The sequence below is a fragment of the Pacificimonas flava genome (assembly GCF_000342165.1).
GTDB classification, from domain to species: Bacteria; Pseudomonadota; Alphaproteobacteria; order Sphingomonadales; family Sphingomonadaceae; genus Pacificimonas; species Pacificimonas flava.
In genome coordinates, this window is sequence record NZ_AMRV01000006.1 from 84,873 (window position 1) to 106,309 (window position 21,437).

At 63.2% G+C, this 21,437-nt stretch carries 20 protein-coding genes; 10 read left to right on the forward strand and 10 right to left on the reverse strand.

Going from position 1 to position 21,437, the window contains the following annotated elements; genetic code table 11:
- Positions 1-96: 96 nt before the first annotated feature.
- Positions 97-1,308: an NADP-dependent isocitrate dehydrogenase gene (locus tag C725_RS09730; RefSeq protein ID WP_008602459.1), complete on the forward strand. Its 1,212-nt coding sequence runs from the start codon at positions 97-99 to the stop codon at positions 1,306-1,308.
- 46 nt (positions 1,309-1,354) lie between these two features.
- Positions 1,355-3,139, forward strand: coding sequence for a cation:proton antiporter domain-containing protein (locus tag C725_RS09735; protein ID WP_008602461.1), 1,785 nt, complete (start codon positions 1,355-1,357; stop codon positions 3,137-3,139).
- A gap of 37 nt (positions 3,140-3,176) precedes the next feature.
- Here C725_RS09735 and C725_RS09740 read toward each other — a convergent pair whose 3' ends face one another.
- A complete protein-coding gene (locus C725_RS09740) occupies positions 3,177-3,551 on the reverse strand; it encodes a YkvA family protein (RefSeq protein WP_008602463.1) in 375 nt (124 codons plus the stop codon).
- Between the two features lie 7 nt (positions 3,552-3,558).
- Positions 3,559-6,213 (reverse strand): alanine--tRNA ligase, encoded by a 2,655-nt coding sequence (gene alaS / locus C725_RS09745; RefSeq protein WP_008602466.1) that lies wholly within the window; start codon positions 6,211-6,213, stop codon positions 3,559-3,561.
- 106 nt (positions 6,214-6,319) lie between these two features.
- Between alaS and C725_RS09750 the strand changes: the two genes are divergently transcribed.
- Together C725_RS09750 and C725_RS09755 are read left to right on the forward strand one after the other, a co-directional pair.
- Positions 6,320-6,547 (forward strand): hypothetical protein, encoded by a 228-nt coding sequence (locus tag C725_RS09750; protein ID WP_038282771.1) that lies wholly within the window; start codon positions 6,320-6,322, stop codon positions 6,545-6,547.
- Between the two features lie 25 nt (positions 6,548-6,572).
- A complete protein-coding gene (locus C725_RS09755; RefSeq protein WP_008602473.1) occupies positions 6,573-7,826 on the forward strand; it encodes a M24 family metallopeptidase in 1,254 nt (417 codons plus the stop codon).
- Positions 7,827-7,862: 36 nt separating this feature from the next.
- On the opposite strand, the gene C725_RS09760 is transcribed toward C725_RS09755, so the two are convergent.
- A complete protein-coding gene (locus tag C725_RS09760) occupies positions 7,863-8,657 on the reverse strand; it encodes a 3-hydroxybutyrate dehydrogenase (protein ID WP_008602475.1) in 795 nt (264 codons plus the stop codon).
- 64 nt (positions 8,658-8,721) lie between these two features.
- Here C725_RS09760 and C725_RS09765 point away from each other — a divergent pair, with 64 nt between their 5' ends.
- Positions 8,722-9,963 (forward strand): polyhydroxyalkanoate depolymerase, encoded by a 1,242-nt coding sequence (locus C725_RS09765; protein WP_008602476.1) that lies wholly within the window; start codon positions 8,722-8,724, stop codon positions 9,961-9,963.
- A gap of 798 nt (positions 9,964-10,761) precedes the next feature.
- On the opposite strand, the gene C725_RS09770 is transcribed toward C725_RS09765, so the two are convergent.
- The 4 genes from C725_RS09770 to C725_RS09785 all read right to left on the reverse strand — a co-directional run bounded on the left by C725_RS09770 (position 10,762) and on the right by C725_RS09785 (position 13,341).
- Positions 10,762-11,196 (reverse strand): ExbD/TolR family protein, encoded by a 435-nt coding sequence (locus C725_RS09770; protein ID WP_038282772.1) that lies wholly within the window; start codon positions 11,194-11,196, stop codon positions 10,762-10,764.
- Positions 11,197-11,207: 11 nt separating this feature from the next.
- The gene (locus C725_RS09775) at positions 11,208-11,681 is read right to left on the reverse strand and encodes an ExbD/TolR family protein (RefSeq protein ID WP_008602480.1); all 474 of its coding nucleotides are present in this window, start codon (positions 11,679-11,681) and stop codon (positions 11,208-11,210) included.
- Positions 11,682-11,761: 80 nt separating this feature from the next.
- A complete protein-coding gene (locus C725_RS09780) occupies positions 11,762-12,652 on the reverse strand; it encodes a MotA/TolQ/ExbB proton channel family protein (protein ID WP_008602482.1) in 891 nt (296 codons plus the stop codon).
- Positions 12,653-12,696: 44 nt separating this feature from the next.
- Positions 12,697-13,341, reverse strand: coding sequence for an energy transducer TonB (locus C725_RS09785; protein WP_243442733.1), 645 nt, complete (start codon positions 13,339-13,341; stop codon positions 12,697-12,699).
- A 292-nt stretch (positions 13,342-13,633) separates the two neighbouring features.
- Here C725_RS09785 and C725_RS09790 point away from each other — a divergent pair, with 292 nt between their 5' ends.
- Positions 13,634-14,449 carry a hypothetical protein gene (locus tag C725_RS09790; protein ID WP_051051318.1) on the forward strand — a complete coding sequence of 272 codons (816 nt, stop codon included), beginning with the start codon at positions 13,634-13,636 and terminating at the stop codon, positions 14,447-14,449.
- 19 nt (positions 14,450-14,468) lie between these two features.
- Here C725_RS09790 and C725_RS09795 read toward each other — a convergent pair whose 3' ends face one another.
- Both C725_RS09795 and C725_RS09800 read right to left on the reverse strand, forming a co-directional pair.
- Positions 14,469-15,215: an SDR family oxidoreductase gene (locus C725_RS09795; RefSeq protein WP_008602486.1), complete on the reverse strand. Its 747-nt coding sequence runs from the start codon at positions 15,213-15,215 to the stop codon at positions 14,469-14,471.
- Positions 15,212-15,577 carry a dihydroneopterin aldolase gene (locus C725_RS09800; protein WP_008602488.1) on the reverse strand — a complete coding sequence of 122 codons (366 nt, stop codon included), beginning with the start codon at positions 15,575-15,577 and terminating at the stop codon, positions 15,212-15,214. The genes C725_RS09795 and C725_RS09800 overlap by 4 nt, the downstream gene beginning before the upstream one ends.
- 64 nt (positions 15,578-15,641) lie before the next feature.
- Here C725_RS09800 and uvrC point away from each other — a divergent pair, with 64 nt between their 5' ends.
- From uvrC to C725_RS09820, 4 genes are all read left to right on the forward strand, one after another.
- Positions 15,642-17,561, forward strand: a complete 1,920-nt coding sequence (gene uvrC, locus C725_RS09805; RefSeq protein ID WP_008602489.1) for an excinuclease ABC subunit UvrC — start codon at positions 15,642-15,644, stop codon at positions 17,559-17,561.
- Positions 17,562-17,774: 213 nt separating this feature from the next.
- Positions 17,775-18,332 carry a CDP-diacylglycerol--glycerol-3-phosphate 3-phosphatidyltransferase gene (gene pgsA / locus C725_RS09810; RefSeq protein WP_008602490.1) on the forward strand — a complete coding sequence of 186 codons (558 nt, stop codon included), beginning with the start codon at positions 17,775-17,777 and terminating at the stop codon, positions 18,330-18,332.
- Positions 18,333-18,336: 4 nt separating this feature from the next.
- Complete coding sequence (locus C725_RS09815) at positions 18,337-18,594, forward strand: MoaD/ThiS family protein (RefSeq protein WP_008602492.1); 258 nt, start codon at positions 18,337-18,339, stop codon at positions 18,592-18,594.
- Between the two features lie 17 nt (positions 18,595-18,611).
- On the forward strand, positions 18,612-19,064 hold the full coding sequence (locus C725_RS09820) for a molybdenum cofactor biosynthesis protein MoaE (RefSeq protein WP_008602494.1): 453 nt from the start codon (positions 18,612-18,614) through the stop codon (positions 19,062-19,064).
- Between the two features lie 45 nt (positions 19,065-19,109).
- Here the strand turns inward: C725_RS09820 and C725_RS09825 are convergent, their stop codons facing one another.
- A complete protein-coding gene (locus C725_RS09825) occupies positions 19,110-21,113 on the reverse strand; it encodes a transglycosylase domain-containing protein (RefSeq protein ID WP_149864630.1) in 2,004 nt (667 codons plus the stop codon).
- Positions 21,114-21,437: the final 324 nt, after the last annotated feature.

Sequence of the window (21,437 nt, forward strand, 5' to 3'; positions counted from 1 at the left end):
GCGTAGTCCGGCGCAAGGCTCCAGTTGATTCGCCCGCCTGCGCCGCATAGAGCCAAGCGCAAATCCTTCCCTTCTCCTATCCCGAAAGGCCGAACTATGCCCAAGATCAAGGTCAAGAACCCCGTCGTCGAACTCGATGGCGACGAGATGACCCGGATCATCTGGGAATGGATCCGCGAGCGCCTGATCCGTCCCTATCTCGACATCGACCTGAAATATTACGACCTGTCCGTGCAGAAGCGCGACGAGACGGACGACCGCATCACGGTCGAGGCGGCGAACGCGATCAAGGAACACGGCGTCGGCGTGAAATGCGCCACGATCACGCCGGATGAGGCCCGCGTCGAGGAATTCGGCCTCAAGAAAATGTGGAAATCGCCGAACGGCACGATCCGCAACATTCTGGGCGGCGTCGTTTTCCGCGAGCCAATCGTCATCAAGTCCGTACCGCGCCTGGTGCCGGGCTGGACCGACCCCATCGTCATCGGGCGTCATGCATTCGGCGACCAGTACCGCTCGACAGACATGTACATCCCCGGCCCTGGCAAGCTGACGATGAAATTCGAGGGCGAGGACGGCGAAAGCTTCGAGCACGAAATCTTCGAGTTTCCGTCGGCCGGCGTCGCCATGGGCATGTACAATTTGGACGACAGCATCCGCGATTTCGCCCGCGCCTGCCTGAACTATGGCCTGATGCGCGAATGGCCGGTCTACCTGTCCACCAAGAACACGATCATGAAAACCTATGACGGTCGTTTCAAGGATCTGTTCCAGGAGGTCTACGAGCAGGAATTCAAGACCGAGTTCGACAGGCTGGGCATCACCTACGAACACCGCCTGATCGACGACATGGTCGCCTCCGCGCTGAAGTGGAACGGCAAGTTCGTCTGGGCCTGCAAGAATTACGATGGCGATGTGCAGTCGGATACGGTGGCGCAGGGCTTCGGTTCTCTGGGCCTGATGACCTCCGTGCTGATGACGCCGGACGGCCAGACGGTAGAAGCGGAGGCGGCGCACGGCACTGTCACACGTCACTATCGCATGCATCAGGAGGGCAAGGCGACCTCCACCAATCCGATCGCATCCATCTTCGCCTGGACGGGCGGCCTGAAGCACCGCGGCAAGATCGACGGCACGCCGGAGGTGACCGAGTTCGCCGAGACGCTGGAACGCGTCTGCGTCGAAACGGTCGAGGGCGGCGAGATGACGAAGGATCTCGCGATCCTGATCGGCCCCGATCAGGCATGGCTGACCACCGAGCAGTTCTTCGAGGCGATCGTACGCAACCTCGAGGAAGCGATGGCCTGACAGCCGCACTTTTGCGCGGGCGCCATGGACCGCTATAGCATAGTCCATGGCGTCCGAATCCATCGACACTTCCGGCTTTCGCGATGCCCTGCTGATCCTCGGATCGGCGGGGCTCGTCATTCCAGCGTTCGCCCGCGCGCGCGTGAACCCCGTGATCGGGTTCATTCTCGTCGGCCTGCTCCTCGGGCCGATTCTGGGGTATTTTCAGGACGCCGTTCCCTGGCTTGAATATGTCAGTATCAGCAATCCCGAGGTCATCGAGCCGTTCGCGGAGTTCGGGATTATCCTTCTTCTTTTCGGGATCGGTCTCGAACTCAGTCTGAAGCGCCTGTGGGAACTTCGGAAGATGGTGTTCCTACTCGGCACCGGCGAAGTCGTTTTCGGTGCAGGAATCATCGGGTTCGCGCTGACGCTGTTCGGATACGAGCCGACCGCCGCGCTGGCCCTCGGTCTCGCACTCGCGCTCTCCTCGACAGCGCTGGTGCTGCCGATGACGGGCACACGCAGCCCGGTCGGCCGCGCCGCCTTCTCCATGCTGCTCTTCGAGGATGTTGCGCTCGTGCCCATCGTTTTCGGGATCGGCGTTCTGGGCGCAGCAGGCGGCGGCAATGCGGTCGGCGGCATGATCGAAACGCTGATCGCTGGCGGGATCACCGTTGCCGTTCTCTGGATCGCCGGCCGTTTCATTCTGCCGCGCCTGTTCCATCAGGCGGCGCGCACGAAGCGTACGGAACTGTTCATGGCGGCGACGCTGGTCGTCGTCATGGCCGCAAGCCTCGCCACCAGCGTCGCCGGAATCGGCGCCATCATGGGTGCGCTGATCGCCGGCCTGATCATCGCGGAAACCGAGTACCGCGCGCAGGTCGAACTCCTCATCGACCCGTTCAAGAACCTTGCTCTCGGCATTTTCCTGATCACCATCGGCATGAGCGTCAGGCTGGATCTCAGCCTGATGGAATGGCTTCAGGTTGGCCTTGCCGTCGTTCTCATCATCCCGCTCAAGGCGCTGGTGACCAGCGTGCTCCTGCGCATCGGCGGCGCGTCGAGGGGACTGGCCGCGAATACCGGCATTCTGATGTCTTCGCCCTCGGAAACGACGCTTATCGTTCTCACCGCCGCCGCCGCTGCGCGGATCATCGATGCCGAAACCGCGTCGTTCTGGCAGATCGTGACGGCGATCGGCCTAATGGCGACGCCATTGCTCGCGCGGCTCGGCCGCCGGTCCGCCGAGCAATTGAGTCCGCCGACCGAAATGCCCGAGGAGCTGCCGCCGGCAGAACCCGGCCGCACGATCATCGCCGGCTACGGCCGCGTCGGGCGGCTCGTCGGAAACATGCTGGAAAAGCAGGGCGAGCCCTATGCCGTCGTCGACGCCAATATCGAGGTGGTGCGAGCGGCCAGGGACGCCGGCCTGTACACCGTGTTCGGCGACCTGCAGCGGCACAAGATCCTGGAACTCATGGGTCTGGACGAGGCAAAGGCGCTCGTCCTGACCATGGACGATCCCGTACAGGTGGTGAAAACGACGCGCGCCGTCCGCGACGCTTATCCCAACCTGTGCATCGTGGCCCGTGCGCGGGATAGCGATCACGCTGCGGAACTCTACCGGGCCGGCGCGACGGATGCCGTCCCCGAAACGCTCGAGAGCTCGCTCCAGCTGGCGGAGGCGGTTCTTGTCGATATCGGCCGGCCTATGGGACCGGTCATCGCCTCCATCCACGAGATGCGGGAGATTGAGCGCAACCGCATCAAGGAAGCCGTACCCGGCATTTCACGCGACCCGCTGCGCGCGGCTAGTCGCATCGGCATGGTAAGTGGAGAAAACGATTGATGCTGGCTGCTGACGCGCCCTGTGCGGGTGCTGCTTGCTAGTCGTATGCGAGCAGTAGCCAGCTGAGCCATAGAGCGATGGCCGCCCAGATCAGAACGAAGATCGCCGCCGCGATCTTGCTGGACGGCGGCGCCGGCATGCCCTTCGCCTCCGATCTCAACCGGGCCATGACGTCTCCGGGGATCAAGCGGATCGTCAGGGCGATGCCGAGCGGCACGATGAGAAGATCGTCCACATAGCCGAGGACCGGCACGAAATCCGGTATCAGGTCAATCGGCGACAATGCGTAGCCGGCGGTCACCAGCGCCGTCAGGTTGGGAAGGAGCGGGACTGCCGGATCGCGGGCGGCCAGCCAAAGCGCGAGGAGGTCACGGCGCAGGCCGGCTGCCCAATCCTTCAGCAGGCGCAGCACGAACGGATCAGGCGGCTGCGGCCGCAGTCTGCGTCAGCGCGTCCCGGACGGCTGCGACAGCCGCCTGCGCCTTGTCGCCATCCGGACCGCCGCCCTGCGCGATGCTCGGCCGGCCACCGCCGCCCTGCCCGCCCAGCGCGGCCACCGCGATCTTCACGAGAGCCACGGCGTCGAACCGGTCCTGCTGGTCCTTCGATACGCCCACCGCGACGCTGGCGCGGCCGTCGTTCACAGCGACCAGCATGGCGATGCCCGAACCGAGCGACTGCGTCAGCTCGTCGACCGCTCCGCGCAGCGCCTTCGCCTCCAGACCGTCCGCGACCTGGCCGAGGAACTTCGTGCCGGCGATGTCCTCCGCGCCGCCGCCCGAACCACCGCCGCCAAGCGCCAGCTTTTTCTTCGCTTCCGCGAGTTCCCGCTCCAGCCGCTTGCGCTCCTCAACCAGAGAAACAATGCGCTCGGGGACGTCAGCCGCAGACGTCTTGAGCGTTGCGGCCGCCGATTTCAGCCGATCCTCCTGCGCCTGAAGGTAGAGGCGCGCCGCTTCGCCCGTCAGCGCTTCTATGCGCCGAACGCCGGACGCCACCGCCCCCTCCGAGACGATCTTGAACAGGCCGATATCGCCAAGGGCGTTCACGTGCGTGCCGCCGCACAGCTCGACCGAGTAATCGTTCGCGCCCGACACGCCCATGGAAAGGACGCGGACCTCGTCCCCGTATTTCTCTCCGAACAACGCCATGGCGCCGGCAGCGATGGCGTCCTCGTGCGTCATCAGCCGCGTCGTGACAGGATGGTTCTCTCGGATATGGGCGTTCACCTCCGCCTCGATAGCCGCAATCTGGTCGTCGGTGAGTGCCTTCGGATGGCTGAAGTCGAAGCGCATGCGGTCCTCGGCGACCAGCGATCCCTTTTGGGTGACATGCGCGCCCAGCTGCGCCCGCAGCGCCGCGTGGATGAGGTGGGTCGCCGAATGGTTGGCCCGAATGGCGGATCGGCGTTCGATATCGACTTTGAAATGCGCGGTATCGCCGACTTTGAGGTGACCCGTCTCGATCTTTGCATGGTGCACGTGCAGCCGGCCGAGCGGCTTCGAGGTCGTGGAGACCACCGCCTTGACGCCATCGGCCTCGATCCACCCGGAATCGCCGGCCTGACCGCCGCTTTCGCCATAGAAGGGCGTCTGGTTCGCAAAGATTTCGACCTCGTCACCGGCGGAGGCGCTGTCGACCTCGACACCGTCCTTGACAAGGGCAACGATGCTGCAATCGCTTTCATGATGCTGATAGCCAAGGAACTCGGTCGCGCCCTCGCGCTCGGCGATGTCGAACCACAACGTATCTTCCGCCGCGCTGCCGGACCCTGCCCAGGCCGCGCGGGCGCGCGCCTTCTGCTCCGCCATTCCCGCTTCGAACCCCTGCTGGTCGACCCCGATGCCGCGCGTGCGCAGCGCATCGACGGTCAGATCGTAGGGGAAGCCGTAGGTGTCATAGAGCTTGAAGGCCGTCGCGCCGGGCAGCGTGTCCCCCTCGCCCATGGCGGAGGTTTCCTCGTCCAGCAGGCGCAGACCGCGATCCAGCGTCTGACGAAAACGCGTTTCCTCCTGCCTTAGCGTCTCCTCGATAAGCGGCTGTGCGCGAACGAGTTCGGGATAGGCCGCGCCCATTTCGCTGACGAGCGTCGGCACGAGCCGCCAAAGCAGCGGATCGCTGGCACCTGCGATATGCGCGTGGCGAATGGCGCGGCGCAGGATTCGCCGGAGCACATAGCCGCGCCCCTCATTCGCCGGCAGCACGCCATCGGAAATCAGAAAGCCACCAGACCGCACATGATCGGCGATGACACGCAACGACTGCTTGTGCGCGCCGTCCTTGGCGGTCTTGGCGAGCTCGGCCGCGTTCTCGATCAGCGCCTGGAAGAGGTCGATCTCGAAATTGTCGTGCGTGCCCTGCAGCACCGCTGCAACGCGTTCCAGACCCATGCCGGTATCGATGGACGGTTTTGGCAGATCGACACGCGCGCCCCCAGGCTGCTGGTCGTACTGCATGAAAACCAGATTCCAGATTTCGACGAACCGGTCGCCGTCCTCGTCGGGGGAGCCCGGCGGGCCGCCGGCGATCTGCGGACCATGGTCGTAAAACAGTTCCGAGCAGGGCCCGCACGGTCCGGTATCGCCCATGGACCAGAAATTGTCGCTGCCGGCGATGCGGATAATCCGCTCCTCCGGCAGGCCGGAAATCTTGCGCCACAGATCGAACGCCTCATCGTCCGTGTGGAAGACCGTCGCGGTCAGCCGTTCGGCGGGAATGTCCCATTCCTTGGTGATCAGGCGCCAGGCGAAGGAGATCGCCTCTTCCTTGAAATAGTCGCCGAAGGAGAAATTGCCCATCATCTCGAAAAAGGTGTGGTGACGCGCCGTGAAGCCGACATTTTCAAGATCGTTGTGCTTGCCGCCCGCGCGCACGCATTTCTGCGCCGATGTCGCCCGGCTATAGTCCCGGCGTTCCCGCCCGGTGAAAACGTCCTTGAACGGCACCATGCCTGCGTTCACGAACATCAGCGTCGGGTCGTTCTGCGGCACAAGCGGTGCGGAGGGCACGGGCTGGTGCCCCTCCCCCTGAAAGAAGTCGAGAAAGCTGCGGCGAATATCGTTGGTAGCGGTCATAAGGCGCGATGTAGTGCAAGGCAGGCGCCAGAGAAAGACTTGCTATTTGACCTGTGCGCGTAAGGATGCACGCCGTCATAGAGATTCCGGAAGTTGGGCCGAACGCATGTCGTCAAAAGCCGAAGAAGAACGGCTGCGCCACAAGATTGGCAATCTGCAGCACGAAAATATGGTGCTGCGGCGAATGCTTCAGGGCGCTGCCAGCGACATTGACGAGATGATCGAGTCGCGCTGCAGCTCCGAAGCCCAGCAACAGGCCGGCAAGACCTCCTCCCGCATAAAGCGCGCGCTCGACGCAATGGAGGAGGACGAGGTAAGCCGCGCGGCCAACTGATCTGACTCCAGTGTAAGGACCATCCATGCTCGCCAGGCGCGAACTTCTGATCGGCGCAGCGGGGGCTGCCGCATTCGCATCTCCATTTCGGGAGTATGGCGCCTGGGCGGCCGCGGCGGAGCCATCCGGCCGCGGCGACCGCTCTGCCCTCCCGCCCCCCATTGGCCCGGAGGAGCGCCTGCACCGTATCGCGAAGGCGCAGACGCTCATGCGGGACGCCGGCCTCGGTGCTATTCTTGTGGAGGCCGGATCCTCCCTCGACTATTTCACGGGTATCCAGTGGTGGCGTAGCGAACGTCTGACAGCCGCGATTTTGCCGGCAGAGGGCGAGGCGCTCGTCGTCACGCCGTTTTTCGAAGAGCCATCCGTCAGGGAAACTCTCCAGATTCCGGCGGAGGTCCGCACCTGGCAGGAGGACGGCTCCCCGGCCGCCATGATTGCGGACTGGCTGACGGCACGCGGCCTTGGCGACCGCCCTCTCGGTGTCGAGGAAACCGTTCGCTACTTCGCCGTCGACGCTCTTTCAAAGGCTGGGGTCGAAACGGGCAGCGACAGGGGCGTTGTACGTGCCTGCCGCATTGTAAAATCCCCGGCGGAAATCGCCTTGATGCAGGCAGCGAACGACCTGACCGTTGCAGCCTATCGGGAGATTTGGCCACAAATCGAGGCCGGCATGACGCCGGCGGATATCGGCGCCGTCATGGCGGCGGCGATGAAACGCCGGGGCGGCAGCCCGGAGTTCACCCTCGTTCTTCTCGGCGAGGCGAGCGCTTACCCGCACGGATCGGGAAAGCCGCAGCAGGTCCGGGAGGGAGAGGTCGTCCTGATGGACTGCGGAGCCAGCGTCCACGGCTATGAATCCGATATCTCCCGCAGCTTCGTCTATGGGGACCCGTCACGCGAGCAGCGGCGCGTCTGGAACCTCGTCCGCCAGGGACAGCAGCGCGTGTTCGAGGCGGCTGCGAACGGCGTTCCCGCGGGCACTCTGGATGACGCAGCACGCGATTTCTACACGTCCGAAGGATTCGGCCCCGACTACGCGCTTCCCGGCCTGTCGCACCGCACGGGCCATGGGATCGGCATGGACGGGCACGAACCGGTCTACATCGTGCGCGGGAACGAAACGGCGCTCGCCCCCGGCATGTGTTTTTCCAACGAACCCGGCCTCTATCTGCCGGGCAAGTTCGGCATCCGGCTGGAGGACTGCATGTACATGACCGCGGATGGGCCCCGCTGGTTTTCGCTGCCGCCACCCTCCATCGACCAGCCGTTCGGATAGATCGTTCCCGACCGCGCGCAGGCCGGATGCGCAGCCTCAGCGCGCGGTCCAGCCCCCATCGATCGGCAGCGCCGCCCCGCAGAAGCTGCGCCCCGTTTCGCCCGCCAGGAACACTGCGAAATCGCCGATCTCTTCCGGTTCGACGAAGCGCTTGTTCGGCTGAACGGCAAGGATCACGTCACGGATGACGTCCTTCTCGCTCATATTGTGGGCCTTCGCCTGATCGGCCACCTGCCCCTCAACGAGCGGCGTGCGTACATATCCCGGACAGATCGCGTTCGACGTAATTCCGGTTTCGGCGACCTCCAGCGCGACCGACTTCGTGAAGCCGATCAGCCCGTGCTTGGCAGCGTTGTAGGCGGATTTGTAGGGGCTGGCGACGAGACCCTGGGCGGACGCAATGTTGATGATGCGTCCCCAGTTCTTTCGCTTCATTGCCGGAATCGCTGCCGCAACGGTATAGAAGGCGCTGTGCAGGCATATGGCGAGCAGCTTTTCCCAGGTTTCCGGGGGAAATTCCTCCACCGGCGCAACATGCTGAATACCAGCATTGTTTACGAGGATATCCGGGTCGCCCAGCCTTTCGGACGCCTCGCGGACCAATGCGCTGCTTTCGGAGCCGACGGACAGGTCCTTCTCTATGAAGATGGCCTCGACGCCATGGTCGCGTTCCAGACCGCTGCGCTGGCTTTCGATTTCATCCGCATCGCCGAAACCGTTGAGGACGATGTTCGCACCCGCAGCCGCCATACGCGATGCGATCGCAGCGCCAATACCGCTGGTGGAGCCGGTAATGAGCGCCGTGCGTCCTTCGAGACTTCTTTCCGCCATGGCACGTGCCCTCCTTGCAATCGTTCATGTTGCGGCGCACAAAGCGCCAAAGATTGGAGTTCTTATGCTGTATCCGCTTTATGAGATGCAACGCGCGATGTTGGCGGGTGCCGGCACGGCGGCGCAGATGAGCGCATCGCTACTCACCAATCCCGCGAACCCCTTTGCCTATACAGGCGGCGGGCTGGTCCTAGCGTCTGCGCTTGACGTGTTCGCGCACGCCGCGGAACCGAGGGGCAAGCCGGCGTTCGGTCTGGAACGGATCACGCTGGAGGGCCGCACGGTCGAATCGCGAGAGGAGGTGGCTCTGCGGCTGCCGTTCGGACAGCTCAAACGCTTCGTGAAGACGGACGGATCGAACGAGGATCAGCCCAAGGTTCTGATCGTTGCTCCCATGTCGGGGCATTTCGCCACCCTGCTGCGGGGTACAGCCGAGCGCATGATCCCGGATCATGACGTCTACATCACGGACTGGCGCGATGCGAAGATGGTGCCCATGGCAGAGGGCAGCTTCGACCTCGACGATTATATCGATTACACGATCAAGTTCCTGGAAACCATCGGCGGGGCGAGCAATGGCAAGCGTGCCCATGTGATCGCCGTATGCCAACCGTCCGTGCCCGTCTACGCCGCCGCTTGCATCATGTCGGCGCGGCAGCACGAGAACCTGCCGGCCACGCTCACCATGATGGGCGGTCCCATCGATACGCGGGAAAGTCCCACTTCGGTCAACGGCATGGCAACGAACAAGCCGCACGCCTGGTTCGAGCAGAACGCGATTGCGACGGTGCCGCCGATCTATCCCGGCGCCATGCGGCGCGTCTATCCCGGCTTCATGCAGCTGGGTGGCTTCATGTCGATGAACCTCGGCGATCATCTGATGAGCCATTGGGAAATGTTCAAACACCTGATCGAGGGCGACGAGGACTCTGCGGAGCGGATCAAGACCTTCTATGACGAGTATCGCTCCGTCGCCGATATGACGGCCGAATTCTATCTCCAAACGGTGGACGCCGTCTTCCAACGGCATCTGCTTCCCACCGGGCAGATGATGTACCGCGGCGAGCGCGTCGACCCGGATGCCATTACCGACATGGCCTTGCTCGCCATCGAGGGTGAACGCGACGACATCTCCGGAATCGGCCAGACCAAGGCTGCGCTCACGCTCGCCGGACAGCTCGACGAGAGTAAAAAGCGCTATTTGCTCGCCGAGGGCGCTGGCCATTACGGCATCTTCAACGGCTCCCGCTGGCGCACCAAGATCGCGCCCGTCGTCGAGGCCTTCATCCGCGAGCACGGTGGCTGAGAAGAGAACGCCGCCGCGCGATGCATTGAATGCCAGGGCGCGCGACCTGCGAATGGACGCATGGTCACGACTTAGAGGCGCGGCGGAGAGACGGAACGGCCGGGCGGCCCAACCGGGCTCTTCCCGGTGCACCATTTTTGCCCGTGGCGTGGGCGCGTTGCCATGTCAGACTGCAATGATGAAGGAGCGTTCTTAGCCGCGCTGATCTTGCGTGATCGCCGATGAAAGACCATCGCGCCTGTGCGTTGATCACCGGCGCTCTGAGGCTGCGGAAGCGTCGGAATGGCTATGAGCGCAATATAGGCTGGCCGAGGTTTGACAGTCATGCCGCAGCACCTCTGCAACGGTTCCGATGACATGCATGGCTTGATGATTTCGGCAGGCTGCGCGGCGCGCACCTCCGCGGGTTTTGGCCCGGCTTCGCCCCCCTACGCAGACGCGGGTGCTTCTATCGCACCAGCTCTCCCCTCAATGAGATGGCTCACCTCGCGATGGTGTGAGTCCACCGCGGGCCGCATTGAATTTGCCTAAGGGTGCCACGGCTCCCAACTAGAAAGTTGCTCTCATGCATGCGCCCAGTGGCCTGCCGCTGCCGCGAAAAATGGTCTCTAAAAAGGAAGTGTGCCCAAAAAGACGGTCTTCCTGCACATGTGCGTTCGACCGAGGCCCCCTCGCTAGGCGGTCTGCTCCCATCGCACCGTCATTTCGGAAGACCATTCCACGCAGGAAAAATGCAGTACGGCGGAAAAAAAGGGCGCCCCGACCGGGACGCCCTTTTGGTACGGAATCTGGATACGCTTACCGAAGGTTTGCGTATGCCTCGTTGCCCACGAAGCCGATCTTCGTCACGTCGTTCCGCTGCGCGGACGCCATGATCTCGCTGACGACCGAATAACGCGCCAGCGCGTCCGGACGCAGATGGATTTCCGGCTGCGGATTCATCGAAGCCGACTGCCGGAAATACGCCTCCAGCTGCGCCGGCGTCACCTGCTGGTCGTTCCAGTAGATGTCGTTCAGGAAGTCGACGCGGACGCGGTTGACGACAGGATCGACGACCTCTTCCGGCGGCGGCGTGTCCTGGCTCACCGGCAGATCCAGCTTCACCGCGTGCGTCTGGATCGGAATGGTGATGATGAACATGATCAGGAGCACGAGCATGACGTCGATCAGCGGCGTCGTGTTCATTTCGACCATCGGCGCGTCGCCGTCGGTGCTCCCCATTGAGATAGCCATGGTCTAACTCCTTAGTAGATCGCGCGCGAGACGTTGCCGGCGGGCGGCTCCGAAATAAACGCAATCTTGATGTAACCGGCGCGCTGAACCGTGAAGATCACACCGCCGATATTCTGATATTCGACGTTCGCGTCGCCGCGAATGTGAACCTCGGGCAGCTCGGTGACGTTTGCGGGGCCGCCGGCATCCTCGATATACTGCTCGAGACGCTGCGACAGAACCTGACGCAGTTCCTCATAATCGCTCATACGCGTCTGGCCGATGAAAACATCGCCCTGAGCGTTCACCGAAAGGCTGACGTTCTCCGGCTTCGTCGTCGTCGCCGTGGAACGAACATTCGGAAGCTGAAGCGGCACCGTCTGGATCACCACGGGAACCGTGATGAGGAAGATGATGAGGAGAACCAGCATGACGTCCACGAGTGGCGTCGTGTTGATTGTCGCCATCGGCGCATCCGCGTCCGATTCTCCAACTGACATTGCCATAAAGCGGAATTCCTACTTGCAATCAAACGGGCGGATTGGCGGGGCGGCAGCAGAGCGCCGCCCCCGTCCGAACCGTCGAGTTACTTCTTCGGAGTCGTTCCCGGCGTCGTCGTCGTGGTGTTGGTCGGACGCACGGCCTGACCCTTCACGGACGAACCCGGAACCGCATCCCGCGTCGTAGCAGCGGCCGAGGCCGTGCCGGAACCGAGCGAGGTGCGCGCCACGCGCGAACCCGAAACCAGGAAGCCGTGCACGTCGTCGGAGAAGTTGCCGAGGTGCTTCAGCACGTCCTTGTTGCGGCCCAGCAGCCAGTTATAGGCGAGCACCGCCGGAACGGCCACGAACAGACCGAGCGCGGTCATGATCAGGGCCTCGCCGACCGGGCCGGCAACCTTATCGATGGACGCCTGACCGGCGACGCCGATGCCGATAAGCGCGCGGTAAATACCGATAACCGTACCGAGCAGACCGACGAACGGCGCGGTCGAACCCACGGAAGCCAGGAAGCTGAGACCACCGGCGAGGCGCTGCGCGATCGCGGCCTGCGAACGCTCGAGCGACATCGTCACCCACTCATGCTCGTCGATCTTGTCGGTCAGGCGGCCCTCATGGTGCTCCGACGCGCGCAGGCCGTCGTCGACGATCTGGCGGTAGGGCGAGTTCTTCGGAAGCTTCGAGGCGCCTTCGCGAAGGCTGGGGGCCGTCCAGAACTTCTTGTCGATCTCCTTGGCCTCGTTCTTGATACGGCGCTGATCGAACCACTTGGTGAACAGCAGATACCAGGTGCCGAGCGACATGATCAGCAGCACGCCGAACAGGAACCAAGCGATCGGGCCGCCCTGCTTCAGGGCCGGCAGGAGACCGTAAGGATTGTCGGTCTCGATCTCCGCGGCGAAAGCCGGTGCGCTGACGAGCAGCGTTCCGGCAGCAATGCTCGCCTTCGTGGCGAGAGAATTAAAAGTCATCTTCATAGTCCTTTGTCCCTCAGAAGAGATATGTTCGGGCCTTGCGGCGTTTAACGTTGAATCTGCCAGCGGAACGCCTGGGTCACGACACCCGAGACCTCCTCACCGTTCCGGAGAGCCGGTTCGAAGCGGAAACGGCGCTCGGCAAGACGGCAGCTCTGCTGATCCAGCCGATCATGTCCGCTCGACGACACCACCGAGCAATTTTCCACACGGCCGTTGGTCCCGACCTCCATACGGATCGTCACGGTGCCTTCTTCCTCCGCACGCAGCGAGGCAGACGGATAGTCCGACTGACCGAAGCCGTAGTTGCGCGCGATCGGCTGAGGATCTTGCGTCGGCCCGGCGGGCGCAGGCGGCGGCGGTGCGGGCGGCGGCGGAGCCGGCGGAATGACCACGCGCGGCGGCGGCGCAGGCGGCGGCGGCGTACGCACCGTCGTCACGGGAGCCGGCGGCGGCGGAAGATTTTCCACCACCACGTCGGGCGGAGGTACATAAGGCGGAATTTCGTCGAGCTGCTCCGGCGGGGGCGGGGGCTCCTCCTCCACCTCGGGCGGCTCTTCAACCTCAAAGGTTTCGAGCGGCCCGGCAACGATCTTGACCGCCTTCAGGGCCAGGCCGCTGATAACAGCGTAGCCGAGAAGGACGTGGATCAAGCCGACGAGCACGAGCGAAACCAATCGCTTTGTGCTCATTCCCGGTTCATCAGCATATGCCATGTCGGTACGCGGCACTCCCTCAGATTAAACATGCAGCTATACGCACCAAAGGGTGCAGCCGTTTCAATTGCGATGGGGGTATAGAAAATAAATTGCCGAAGCACGATCGTTCCGGCGTCATCCCTATCCCTTGATGAATGTCCTAACTTGGCGGTTTCCCCCTCGCAAGCGAGATTCTGATACAGTTTACGTTCACGGCGTTAGGATACTGTTCTTACCGCGATTCGTGCCCATCAGACTTGTCGTTCGAAGGATCTTTCGACCCACCATGACGTTTCAAAAAATACTATTTTCCGCAATTTTGGTGGCGCTGCCGATCAATGAAGGCGCTGCGCAGCCGATGTCGCCCCAGCCGAATGCCGGGCGCGCGGACTTTGCCGACCTGGCCTTGAATGCGACCACGGTCGCGCGTGCGCAGATCGTCGACGCGAAAGAGGTGAAGCGCGAACGCGCGCCCGGACTGGCGCCCGGCTTTCGTCGTTTCCTCGTGCGCGCGCAGGTGCAAAGCGTCCTCGCCGCCCCCGCCGGCGTGCCGGGAGAAATCACGTATCTCGTTGACATTCCTGAGAATGAGCGCGGCCGTACGCCCAGGATGGAGGGGCAAATCGTTCTTCTGTTCCTCGGCGCCGAGCACGCCCCCGGCGAATTCGTGCTCGCTCATAAATATGGCCAGCAGGCGTGGTCGGCAGGCCGCGAGCAGATCGTCAGCAGGTTCCTCGGCGAACGTGCCGCTGCCGGCGGGGCGCCACGCGCAGAATCGATCAGCTCGGCGTTTCACGTTCCCGGCTCGATCCCTGGGGAATCGGAGACTCAGATCTTCGTACGCACGCAGAATGGCCGGCCGCTCTCGCTCGTCGTGCTGCGCCGCCCCGGCGTCGATCCCCATGTCGTTCTCTCGACCGGCGATATCATCGATCCCAACGCTCCCGCGCCGGACGCCGGTTCGCTTTCCTCGGTCATTCTCGCCTGTTCCTTGCCGGCGCAGTTGCCACAGGACATTGCGGGCGGGAGCAACGGCGAAGCGTTAGCGGCCGATTATCAGGTCGCGCTTGAGGCCCTGGGAACATGCGACCGGAATTTTTAGACGGTTGAGGCCGGCGGCTTTACAGGCGGTCGAAATCGCCCTGAAAGCTCCGGTGACGGGCGCCGCCGTCGACATGAACGGTTTCGCCCGTCACCGCCTTCGCCCCCGCCAGCCACGCAACGGCGTCCGCCACATCCTGCGGACTGGGAAGCCGTTCCAAGGGCATGGCCGCGCGCACGCGGTTCAGGCGTGATGGATCGTAATTGTCGGTCGGAAGCGTGAGGCCGGGGGCAACAGCATTGACGCGGATGCGCGGTGCCCAGGCACGCGCCAGCGTCTGGGTGGCACCCGCCAGCGCGAACTTCGAAATGGTGTAGGCGAAATTGTCCCGGTGCGGCTGCTGCAGACGCTGGTCGAGGATGTTGACGATGCACCCCTCACCTTCCCCCAAGGCCGCCTTGAACGCCTGCGACAGCATGATGGGCGCCGCCGCATTGATCGTAAAATGCCCCATCAAATCGTCCGCCCCTGCCGATTCGCTCGTATCGGAACCGAATCGACTGGCGCTGTTGACGAGAAGCGTGGGCGGGCGACCAAAGTGCTCGGCCACCGCGGCGAGCAGCGCCTTCGAGGCCTCGGGCTCTGCAAAGTCGGCGGGGAAGGTCGCGTGATCCACGGAGCGGGAGTGTAGCGCCGCTGCCAGATCCGCATCGAGGTCCGGCGAGGCATTGTAATGGAGAGCCAAGTCATAGCCCGCGGCGCTGAGGCGAGCAGCGATGACCGCCCCGAGACGCTGAGTCCCACCGGTGACGAGCGCGAGGCTCACCGGCTGCGGGTCCGTTCGATACCGATCGCCTCACCATTCTGGCTGATCGCCACCTTTACGATATTCACCGTTGCGCACAGCACGCGGTCATCGTCGAACAGCCGATCGATGATCGCGTCGGCAACCGCCTCGACCAGCGTGAAATGCACGCCCTTTGGACACACGTTCAGAACGGCATCCTTCAAATCCATGTAATTCTTCGATTCCGAAAGCTTCATGTCATGAGTGAAGCGGTCCGGCGCATCGAGATCGACGAAGACGGATACGCGCAGCAACTGCGGCAGCTTCGTCTCCTCCGAGTAAATGCCCGTCAGGACCATCAATTCGATGTCCCGCACCTGAAGCTGCAATGTCGTGCTCATGGAGCGCGGCTCTAGCCTTCGCGCGCGCTTGCGGTCCAGCCCCGCCGGCCCCAAATCGGTCCGGATGGCCGATTCTCCGCAAACCGACCGCTTCTCCGAGGAGCAGGCGACCTACGCCGTGCGCGGCAAGGATTCGCCAGACCTCGATCTCGGCGTAAAAGCCATCCGGAACGTCCTGAAAACCCTGCCGGCCCGGCCCGGCGTGTACCGCATGCAGGATGCCGAGGGAACGGTCCTGTATGTCGGCAAGGCGCGGTCGCTGCGCGCGCGGGTCACCAACTACACGCAGGTGAAGGCGCTGCCCAAACGACTGCAGCGCATGGTGGCCCTGACGCGGCAGATGACGGTCGTCACCACCCATACGGAGGCGGAAGCGCTGCTGCTGGAGGCGCAGCTGATCAAGCGGTTCCGGCCCGCCTTCAACGTTCTGCTGCGCGACGACAAAAGTTTTCCCTTTATCTTTCTGCGCGAGGATCATGATTTTCCGCAGATCCGCAAGCATCGTGGAGCCCGGCGGGGCAAGGGCATCTATTTCGGGCCGTTCGCAAGCGCGGGCTCGGTCAATCGCACGCTGAATGCGTTGCAAAAGGTCTTTCTGCTAAGGTCCTGCTCCGACAGCTATATGAACAATCGGTCGCGGCCTTGCTTGCTTTATCAAATCCGGCGCTGTTCGGCCCCCTGCACGGGCCGTATCGATGAAGAGGGCTATGCCGAGCTCGTTCGCGATACGAAGGATTTTCTGGCAGGGAAAAGTCAGACGGTGCAGCGCAAGCTGGGCGATGCCATGACGGGGGCGGCAGCGAAGCAAGACTTCGAACTTGCCGCCATCTACCGCGACCGGCTGCGCGCCCTCACCTTCATCCAAGGACAGACCGGGACGGCAGAGGGCGTTCGCGACGCGGATGTCATCGCGCTCGCGGAGAAGGCGAATCAGGTCTGTATCCAGGCCTTCTTCATTCGCGGCGGCCAGAATTGGGGCCATCGGGCCTTCTTTCCGAAAAATGTGTCGGGCGAAGATCTCGATGAGGTGCTGTCGAGCTTCCTGATGCAATTCTACGAGGACATGCCGGTTCCCCCGGAAATCCTCGTCGACCGAGATTTGTCGGAACGCGCATTGATCGAGGAGGCGCTACAGGCACGCGCCCGGCGTAAAATGAACATGAAGCGTCCCCAGCGCGGAGCCCTACGCAGGCTTGTCGAACATGCGCAGCGAAATGCCGTGGAAGCGCTGGATCGGCGCCTCGCAGAATCAACCACGCAAGCGAAGCTGCTGAGAGAATTGGCCGATCTGTTCGAATTGGAAGCGCCCCCGAGACGGATCGAGGTGTACGACAACAGCCACATTCAGGGATCGAATGCAGGCGGCGCCATGATCGTGGCGGGGCCCGAGGGGTTTCAGAAGAACGCCTACCGGAAATTCAACATCAGGGACGACAGTATCGCGCCTGGCGATGATTTCGGCATGATGCGGCACGTGTTGCGCCGCCGCTTTGCCCGCCTGGCAAAGGACGATCCGGATCGCAGCAAGGGCCAGTGGCCGGACCTGGTGCTGATCGACGGGGGCAAGGGGCAATTGTCCGCCGCGCGGGAAATCGCCGCCGAATGCGACGTGGAGGACATTCCACTGGTCGGAGTGGCAAAGGGGCCGGACCGCAATGCCGGCCGCGAGACCTTTTATCTTGAAGATGGCCGAGAACTGACGCTTCCGACGAACGATCCGGTCCTGTTCTATCTGCAACGGTTGCGGGACGAGGCGCACCGCTTTGCAATCGGGGCCCATCGCGCGAAGCGATCGAAGGCGATCTCCGCCAATCCGCTGGATGACGTGCCCGGAATCGGGCCGGCCCGGAAACGCGCGCTTCTGATGCATTTCGGAACGGCCAAGGCCGTTCGGTCGGCGGGTATGGAGCAACTTCTTGACGCGCCGGGCATCTCCAGCACCGTGGCGCGCAAAGTCTACGATTTCTTTCACCCAGCGGGTTAGGAATACAGCCTAGATGCGCTGAAACAAAGCCAAACCGCATATCAGAATCGCCCGGATCAACGGAGCACCCACCTGATTCGTCAGAAAACCGCGAACGAGTTGCGACTGGCGAAGGCCTCGCTGACATTCACCCTGATACCTGCCCCTTATGTCGTGCTGCGCGCCCCGTGTTCCTTGTGACACGCGCCGCCTTGATCTACAGGCGAGGGTCTCATGACCAGCCTTCCAAATCTGCTCACGCTTTCGCGCATTCTCGCCGTGCCGATCATCGTGATCTGCATGTGGAATGCGGGCTGGCTCGGCTATCTTGCCGCCTACGCCATCTTCTGCATTGCCGGGGCCACGGATTATCTCGACGGATATCTTGCACGCGCGCAGGGCACGGTGTCGAAGCTCGGTCAGTTCCTCGACCCGATCGCAGACAAGATCATGGTCGCGGCAACCATCGTCATGTTGATCGCGGACAATCTGGTCAGCGGTTGGCATGTCCTCGCCGCGCTCATCATCCTTCTGCGCGAGATCATCGTTTCCGGACTGCGCGAATTTCTGGCCGGCGTGCAGGTGTCCGTGCCCGTCAGCAAGCTCGCCAAATGGAAGACCGCCTTTCAGATGATCGCCTTGGGCGCGCTGATCCTGGAGGGCTTCGCCATGCGCGTCTGGCCAGCGCTTCCGGCGCTTGAGGTCGGGCTGATCTGCTTGTGGCTCGCCGCCGTCATGACGACGATCACCGGCTGGGACTATTTGCGGGCCGGTCTCAGGCATATGGTCTAAGCCGATGAATATTCAGATGCTCTATTTTGCCGGAACGCAGGACATGATCGGCCGCGGCGCGGAGCGCCTGTCCCTTCCGGACAGCACCGCGACGGTCTCCGATGTCCTCGACGTGCTCTCCGCCCGCGCACCGGAATATGCCCGGGCTTTCGGCAATCGCTCCCGCCTGCGCTTTGCACTCGATCAGGAGTTCGTAAAGACTGACGCGCTGGTTCACGACGGAGCGGAGCTTGGCGTATTCCCCCCCGTCACCGGCGGCTAGCGGCAGATCGGCCACGCATGACATCCGTTCACAGCGTTGCGGTTCAGCAAGAGCCCTTCGACAGCGCAGCAGAAGGCGCGCGATTGAAGCAGACGGGGGGCGAGGCGGGCGCGCTTGTGACCTTTACCGGCATTGTGCGCGGCCGGCCCGGCTCCTCACTGACATTGCAGCATTATGCAGGCATGACGGAACGGCAGATGGACGCCATCGCCGCGCAGGCGAGCGAGCGGTTCGCACTTCTCGGATGCCACGTGATCCATCGATACGGCCGCCTTCTTCCGGGCGAGGAGATCGTCTTCGTTGGCGTCTCATCCGCGCATCGGGGGGAAGCGTTTCGCGCTGCGGAATTCCTCATCGACTGGCTGAAGACGCGGGCACCCTTTTGGAAGAAGGAGGAGGACCCCAGCGGAACGTCGCGCTGGGTGGAAGCAAGGGATGCCGACGACGCAGCGGCCGCGCGCTGGGACTGAGAAACCGGACATCGACGGTTGCCCGAGCCGGGGAGACGGCAGAAATTACTGCGTCCCGCCCTGCATCTCATAGTCCTCCAGCGCCTGCCGCCAGTCCTCTTCGAACTCTCGGTAATAGTCTTCGCCGCGATCATATTCGCGGGCGAGCGCCTCGCTGCGCCGTTCGATCTCGTCCGCGACCGCATCCGCACCGGCTTCGCCGCGGAAGACGCGGTCGAGCAGTCGCTGCCCCGCCCCCTCATCGCCGCGGATCAGCGCCTCGATATCCCCCAGGATCGCAGCACCGCTGGCTTCCGCACGGCGGCGCGCCATTTCGGCTTCCCGTGCGTCACGCGCTGCGAGGGCCCTCCGGTAACGCTCCTCGGCCGCCCTTGCTTCAGGAGACGCCTCCAGCACGAAGCTCTTCCAGATGTCGGCCGGCACATTCGAACCCGTAACGCCGTTCATCGGACTGTTGTCGTCATTGCCCACCCAGACCCCGACGATCAGGTTCGGCACGAAGCCGATGAAAAGCGCATCCCGGTAGTCCGAGGTCGTGCCGGTCTTGCCATAGGAATTCAGCGCCAGATCGGTGCGGCGGCCGGTGCCGCGCTCCGTAACCGCGCTGAGAAGGCGCAGGAGATCGTCGCGCTCCTCCAGCCTGCGCTTCGCCGGACGAGAGAGGGCGCGGCCCAGGCGCTCGCTCCAACCCTCTACACGATCGGGAACCTCGATACCGAACGGCTTGATCGGGTAGCGTCCGGCAGCAACCGCGGCATAGGCCGCCGTCAGTTCGAGCAGATTCGTCGTCGAACTGCCGAGCGCGATCGTAAGATCGTCCGACAACTCGCTTTCGACGCCGAGATCGCGCGCGGCGCGCTGAACTTCGTCAACCCCGACTTCGTCAGCGAGCCGGGCCGCAGCGACGTTCGACGAACGGGCAAAGGCTTCCTCCAGCGTGATCGGACCGGCATAGCTGCCGTCGTAGTTTTGCGGTGTCCAGTCTCCGAGCGTAACGGGGGCGTCCTCGACCATGGTATTGGGATCCATGCCGCGCCTTAGTGCCGCCAGATAGACGAACAGCTTGAACGCGCTGCCCGACTGGCGCTGCGCCTGCACGGCACGATTGAACGCGCTGTCCTCATAATCGACGCCGCCGACCATCGCGAGGACGCGCCCGTCCGGACGCATGGCGATAAGCGCGCCCTGCGTTGCCGACGAGGAGGCAAGGCGCTGCTTCAGGATCCGCTGCGCCGCCCGCTGCATGTCGATATTGAGCGTCGTTCGAACCCGGTTTTCGCCATAGCCAGCCTGCACGATGGATTTGGCGACCGGCGAGACCCAGTCCGCGAAATATGACCCGACGGGAAGGTCGTCGCGACCCGGATCGACGCGTGCCGGGCGGGCCGCGTTCCACTCCGCCTCGGAAATCAGCCCCTGCTCCTTCATGGCCGCGAGGACCAGGCGTCCACGCTGACGCGCAGCATCATAATTCTTGGTGGGCGCAAGACGAGACGGGGCTTTCATCAATCCGGCCAGCATCGCAGCCTCCCCAAGCGTGAGATCTTGCGGCTGCTTTGAAAAATAGGTTTGCGAGGCGGCCCGCAGACCCCAGGCCCCCTCCCCGAAATAGACGCTGGACAGGTAGCGGCCGAGAATTTCGTCCTTCGTCAGCCACGCCTCCATCCACAGCGCGATCAGGGCTTCCTGTGCCTTGCGCCATAGGGATCGCTCGGACGATAGGAAGCTGGTCTTCGCAAGCTGCTGCGTGATCGTGCTGCCCCCCTGAACGACCCCGCCCTCTTCCATATTGGTGAACAGGGCGCGGCCAATACCGATCGGGTCGAGGCCCCAATGATTGTAGAAGCGCTGATCTTCTATGGCGACGAAGGCTTGCGGCACATAGGCGGGTAGCTCGCCCACCTCCACAGGAGCTGCCTTATACTGGCCCCGCCGTGCAATGGCGGTGCCGTCGTCGGATTCCAGCACGATGGCGGGATCCTCAAGCGGTTCCAGCGATTTCCCGAGTGGAGCCGTCCACGCGAGAAGCGCGAAAAGGATAAGCAGCATCAGGCCGACCCCTGCCGCGATCCTGAAAAGAAGCCTGCGACGGCGCGCGCGCCGGTCCGCCTCACCGCTGTTCGCGAAGGTCTCCGAAACGGCGTCGGGGTCTCCTTCGCCGAGTGAGAAGAATCTGCGGCGGTTTGTCGGTTCGGGAGTCACGCTGTCATGCTTCTATAAAACAGTCTCGAACACAAGCGAATAGCCTGTCCCTTCGGAAAGGGACGGGGCGCCTCCATAATCCGCAATATCTGAACCGCCGATAAGTGAGCGCGTTTCATTTTCGAGGACGGATCCGTGCTGACTGCCCCTTATGGGCGGACAACATGAGAG